5 protein-coding genes are annotated in these 5,558 nt (G+C 69.3%); all 5 read right to left on the reverse strand.

Annotation, left to right across the window (positions count from 1 at the left end; genetic code table 11):
- On the reverse strand, positions 1 to 1,226 hold a 1,226-nt coding region (locus FRW57_RS16410), incomplete at its 3' end, for a glycoside hydrolase family 3 N-terminal domain-containing protein (protein WP_203230372.1).
- Positions 1,227 to 2,012, reverse strand: coding sequence for a carbohydrate ABC transporter permease (locus tag FRW57_RS16415; RefSeq protein WP_238384789.1), 786 nt, complete (start codon positions 2,010 to 2,012; stop codon positions 1,227 to 1,229).
- 98 nt (positions 2,013 to 2,110) lie between these two features.
- Positions 2,111 to 3,094 carry a carbohydrate ABC transporter permease gene (locus FRW57_RS16420; protein ID WP_137122565.1) on the reverse strand — a complete coding sequence of 328 codons (984 nt, stop codon included), beginning with the start codon at positions 3,092 to 3,094 and terminating at the stop codon, positions 2,111 to 2,113.
- Positions 3,095 to 3,097: 3 nt separating this feature from the next.
- Positions 3,098 to 4,393, reverse strand: coding sequence for a sugar ABC transporter substrate-binding protein (locus tag FRW57_RS16425; protein WP_202911627.1), 1,296 nt, complete (start codon positions 4,391 to 4,393; stop codon positions 3,098 to 3,100).
- Positions 4,390 to 5,379, reverse strand: a complete 990-nt coding sequence (locus FRW57_RS16430; protein ID WP_137122564.1) for a MurR/RpiR family transcriptional regulator — start codon at positions 5,377 to 5,379, stop codon at positions 4,390 to 4,392. Before FRW57_RS16430 ends, FRW57_RS16425 begins: the two co-directional genes overlap by 4 nt.
- Between the last annotated feature and the right edge of the window lie 179 nt (positions 5,380 to 5,558).

Raw genomic sequence — 5,558 nt, forward strand, 5'->3', positions numbered from 1 at the left:
CCGGGCAGGCGGGCCAGGAGCGTGTCGGCCAGCAGGCCGGAGAGGCGTCCGCTCGCGATGTTGCGCCGCCTCCGGATGTCGAGGACCCGCACCGGTCCGCTCAGCGCGCCCTCCACCGCTCCCCGGGTGCGCAACGCCCGCGCGGCGATCTCCACCGACGGAGGGCCCGCCAGGGTGGCGTCCTCCGATGAGCTGGACCGACGGTCCTGTGACCAGGCGGCGAGCGACCCAACCCGGGTGGCGGCCTCCACGACACGCTGCCTCGGCAGCCGGCCACCTTCCAGGGCGGCCACCACGGCCTGCAGCGCCTCGGTGAACTCGTGCTCGTCGTGCGGGTCGTCGCCCTTGCCCAGCACCGGGTTGCCGAGACCCACCAGGTCGACGCCCGCGAGCAGTGCCCTCACCACACCCTCACCAAAGCCGATGGTGCCCGAGATCGCCCGCATGTCAATGGCATCGGACACGATGACCCCTTCGAAGCCGAGGCCCTCGCGGAGCAGGGACAGCACGGGGGCGCTCAACGTGGCGGGTGCCCGGTCCAGGGCGGGGAAGACGATGTGCGCTGTCATCACGCACCGTGCGCCGGCGTCGACGGCGGCGGCGAAGGGTGTCAGCTCACGGGCGCGCAGCGTCTCCACGTCGACGTCGACGACCGGGAGACCGACGTGCGAGTCGACGACGGTGTCGCCGTGACCGGGAAAGTGCTTGGGGCAGGCCGCGACTCCCGCGGCCTGCAGCTCCTCCACGAACGCGGCACCGTGCCGTGCGACCAGAGCCGGGTCCGCACCGAAGGATCGCACGCCGATGACCGGGTTGTGCGGGTTGGCGTTCACGTCCACCACCGGTGCGAGGTCGAGGTCGATGCCGGTGCGGCGCAGCTGACCCGCGATGTCACGCGCCACCCGGCGGGTCACCTCCAGGTCGTCGACCCGCCCGAGCACGGCGTTGCCGACATGTGGCGAGCCGTTCGCCGCGTGCAACCGGGTGACGATGCCACCCTCCTCGTCGACCGCGGTCACTGCCAGCCCGAGATCGTGGATCGCGGCGGAGAGCCGCGCCGCCTGGTCGGGGGTGTCGATGTTGTGGCCGAAGTAGCACACACCGCCGAGCCCGGACTCGAGCGCACGGGCCAGCCAGGGCGGCACGACCCGGCCGCCGAAACCGGGCATGAGGACGGCGTGTGCGAGCTCGACGGCCCGCGCCCGGTCCGGCGCGGAGGCAGCCACCTACTTCACCGCCCCGGCGACGAGGCCGGCCGCGAGCTTGCGCTGCGCCAGCACGAAGACGACCATGACCGGGATCGTCACCATCGTGGACGCGGCCATCAGCCCGCCCCAGTCGTTGACGTGGGCGCCGAAGAACTGCTTGAGGCCGATGCCGACGGTCATCTTGCTGTCCTCGGACAGGAAGGTCATCGCGAAGGTGAACTCCTCCCACGCCATGACGAACGAGAAGGCCGACGTGGCGATCAGCCCCGGCGTGACCAGCGGCAGGAGGACGGACCGGAACATCCGGAACCAGGAGCATCCGTCGAGGTACGCCGCCTCCTCCAGCTCGACCGGGACCGCCGCCACGAACCCCCGCAGGTTCCAGATCGCGAAGGGCAGCGCGAAGGCGATGTAGACGATGGTCAGACCGATCAGCGAGTTGAGCATCCGCAGGTCCTTCATCTGCAGGAACAGCGGGATGACCAGGGCCTCCGCCGGCAGCATCTGCACGACGAGCACCAGCACCAGCATCGTGGTCCGCATCCGGAACCTGAACCGTGCCATCGCGACCGCGCCCAGCAGCGCGAGCAGGCAGGAGATCACCACGACCGCGATCGTCACGAACGCCGAGTTGACCAGGTAGTGGCTGAAGCCGGAGCTCATCGCCTCGGTGAAGTGCCGGAACGTGAGGTGTCGCGGGATCAGGTTGTCGGTGCCGGAGCTGGCCCGCGCGCTGAACGCCGTGGTGAGCATGAAGTAGATCGGGAACAAGGTGAAGGCGAGGATCCCCACCACGGCCAGGATGGTGCCGGGTCCGTAGACCCGCTTGCGCCGCCGGCTCGCTCGGGCCTGCTGCGAACGACGTGCCGGACGGAGTGTGGGGCGGTCTTCGCGGGGTGCGCTCACGAGATCTCATCCTCGCGGAAGAGCGCGCGCAGGTAGACGACGGTGATCACCAGGAGCACCAGGGTGAGCAGCACCGCGATGGAGGCCCCGAGCCCGTACTGGTTGCGGTTGATCGACTCCACGTAGGACCACACACCGAGGTTGAACACGTCCGGGTTCGAGCCCGATCCCCCCGGCATCAGGTAGACCTGCGCGAAGACCTTGAAGTCCCAGATGGTCGACAGGATGGTCACGACGGCGAACACCGGGCGCATCATCGGCACGGTGATCTGCCAGAAACGCTGCCAGGCGTTCGCGCCGTCGATCTTGGCCGCTTCGTGCAGCTCAGCCGGCACAGTGGTCAGCCCGGCGAAGATGGTGATCGCGATGAACGGATAACCGTGGTGGATCACGTTGAGCGTCGCGATCGCGTAGAACGACAACCGCTCCGTGAACCAGTTGAACCCCTCCGGTCCGAGCAGTCCGACGCCCTGCAGCATCTTGCGCACGACACCGCTGTCCGGGTCGAAGATCCAGACCCAGACGTAGGTGCCCGTCACCGCCGGCAGCGCCCACGCCAGCAGCGCAGAGGCGATGATGGCGGCGCGCACGGCAGGTCCGACGCGCTGGAGCAGCAGGGCCACCAGCGTGCCGAGGACGATCGTGCCGACGACGGCGAAGGCGGCGAAGACCACCGTGTTGGGCAGGACGGTCTTCCACAGGTAGGAGCCGCCGAGCACCTCGCGGTAGTTGTCGAGGCCGGTGAAGACCGGGTGCCCGGAGATGACCTCCTTGAGGCCGTAACGGTGGAAGGAGAGGTAGGCGACCCGCACGATCGGGTAGATGAGCAACGCACCGATCACGACCAGGGGCGCGGCGAGCAGCAGCCACGGCCGGAGGCGGACCCGCAGCGGCCGTGGCCGGCTGTGCAGCGAGGGATCGCGTGGCTCCGGCGGCTCGAGGGTCGCCCTCGAGCCGCCGGACACGGTGGTGCCTGCCACGAACTAGCTCCCGGAGTTCAGCGTCTTCGTGATGGCGTCCGAGGCCTTCTTCGTCGCGTCCGCCACCGAGGTGCCGGTCAGGATCGACTGCAGCATCTGGGAGACGGTCTTGTCACCCTCGACCGCACCCCACTGCGGGGCACTCGGCACGTTCTTGCCGGCGTTCAGCATGACCTTCGCGAACGGTGCCACGAGCGGGTCGGGGCTCTCGGCGAACTTCTTCAGCTGCGTCTGCGTGCTGGGGAAGAAGTTGGTCTGCTCGGCCCACTTTTTGGACAGCGTCCCGGTCGTCATCATCTTGACGAACTTCCAGGCCAGGTCCTGCTTCTCGCTCGTCTTGAGCACGGCCAGGTTGGACCCGCCCAGGAAGGCCGGTGCCATCCCCCCGTCCTTGCCGGGGATGGCGAAGGCGCCGATCTTGCCCTTGAGCTCTGGGTTCTGCTCGGCGACGGTGCCCGGCGTCCAGTTGCCCTGGATCACCATGACCGACTTGCCCTTGGTGAAGGAGTCGAGCAGGTCCGTCTCGAGCCAGGTGGCCGCACCGGTGCTCGACGAGTGGTGCTTGAGCGCCAGGTTGGTGTAGTAGGTCAGGCCCTCCTGCGCCTGCGGCGAGTCCAGCGCACCCTTCCACTGGTCGCCGTCCTTGGTGGCGAAGTCACCGCCGGCGCCCCAGATGAACGGCGCCGCGCCGTAGGAGCTCCCACCCGCGACAGGGAAGGGCAACATCTTGGGTTCCTTCTTGTGCAGCGTGTCGACCAGCGACTGCAGCTGCGCCCAGCTGGTCGGCGGCTGGAGGCCGTCCTTCTTGAAGATGTCGGTGCGGTAGACGATCGCGCGAGTGCCGGCATACCAACCGACTCCGTACATCTTGCCGTTGTAGGTCGCCGAGTCCTTGAGGGCCGGGATCAGGTCCTTGGACACCCCCGAATCGTTGATCTTGTCGGTCAGGTCGGTGAGGCCGCCGGCAGCCGCGAACTCGGGGGTCCACGTCGTGCCGATCTCCGACACGTCGGGGCCCTCACCCCCGGCGAACGCGCGGACCAGCTTGTCGTGTGCGTCCGCCCACTGGATCTCCTGGACCTTCAAGGTGGCGCCGGTCTCCTTCTTGAACTGCTTCTTGGCCTCGGCGTAGAAGGCGCTCGCGTCGGGATTGGTCCCCTTCATCACCCACCAGGTGAGTGATGAGTCGCCACCGCCGCCGGTCGAGCCGGCCGACGGTGAACCGTCGTCGCCGCACCCGGCGAGCAGCATGCTGGCTGCCGCGAGCACCGCGACGCCCGCCTTGTTACTGAACCTCATCGGTGTTCTCTCCTTCGTTGGGGCGTGGTTGGTATGACGTGCTGCTCGCCGCCGCGCGCGGGTTCGGTGACCGGCGACACGTGCCGTCGCCGCCCGAGGAGGGCCTCGTGGGTGGCGTGCATCAGGGCGGACGAGCGGTCGTAGGTCAGCTGGACGACACGGATGAAAACGGCGTCGATCAGGAACAGCTGGGAGATGCGAGAGCTCAGGGCGGCCGGCCGGATCTGTGACTCGCGACCGACCACGGACACGAGCACGAGCTCGCTGAGCCCGGCCAGCGGCGAACGGGGGTCGGTGCTGATTGCCACGGTCCCCGCGCCGTGGCGCTGCGCCTGGCGCACGGCCTCGAGCACGTCCGCGGTGCATCCGGACGAGGAGATGCCGATGGCGAGGTCGTCGGGGCCCATCAGCACAGCGGCGGTCAGCGCCTCGTGCCCCTCGGTGTGCGGCACCGCCCGGATGCCGATCCGGTTGAGCTTGCCGGCGAAGTCGACGGCCACCAGGCCGGAGGCGACCACGCCGAACAGGTGAACCGTGCCTGCGGCGACGATGCGCGCCGCGACCTGGTCGACCACGTCGGGGTCGGCGCTCCTGGCGGTGGCGTGCACGGTGTCCTGCTCGTCCCGAGCCAGTTTGTTGATCACCGACGCCACGTCGTCGTCGGCCTCGATGTCGCCGATGACCCGCTCCTGGGCCTGTCTCGGGGCGGCGGCCGTCATGGCGGTGAGGGCCAGCCGCATCTCTCGGTAGCCGCCGTAACCAAGCCGGCGAGCGGTGCGCACCACCGTGGCAGACGAGCTGCCGGTCCGCTCCGCGACCTCGCGGGCGTCGAGCCCGCCGATGTCGGCCGGTCGCTCGAGGATGAGCTCGAGGATGCGGCGCATCGGCGCGGAGACGGTCGGGGCCAGGGACCGCGCGTGGGCGCTGAACAGGACGAGGTCGCGGCTGGGCGCAGCGATGAAATGCAGATTCTCCCCAGCGACCATCCGAGAAATCTAGTTTCAGGTGCGGGCAGAGTCAATGGCTTTTGCGGCCGAGCCGCGTCCGTGTCCGAACCGAGACCTCGGCGGGCCGGAGCGGGCGGAAGGGAGGGCGGTCGGGGCGAGGGAGGGGTCAGCGGGCGCGCACGCCCCAGGCCTGGGTGCGAGCCGCCGTCGCGATCGCC

The organism is Segeticoccus rhizosphaerae, from assembly GCF_009192725.1.
Lineage (GTDB): Bacteria > Actinomycetota > Actinomycetes > Actinomycetales > Dermatophilaceae > Segeticoccus > Segeticoccus rhizosphaerae.

Excerpts from the sequence above, each read along its gene's own strand:
- FRW57_RS16425 (WP_202911627.1), bottom strand. The coding sequence starts at position 4,393 with ATGAGGTTCAGTAACAAGGCGGGCGTCGCGGTGCTCGCGGCAGCCAGC.
- FRW57_RS16430 (WP_137122564.1), bottom strand. The coding sequence starts at position 5,379 with ATGGTCGCTGGGGAGAATCTGCATTTCATCGCTGCGCCCAGCCGCGAC.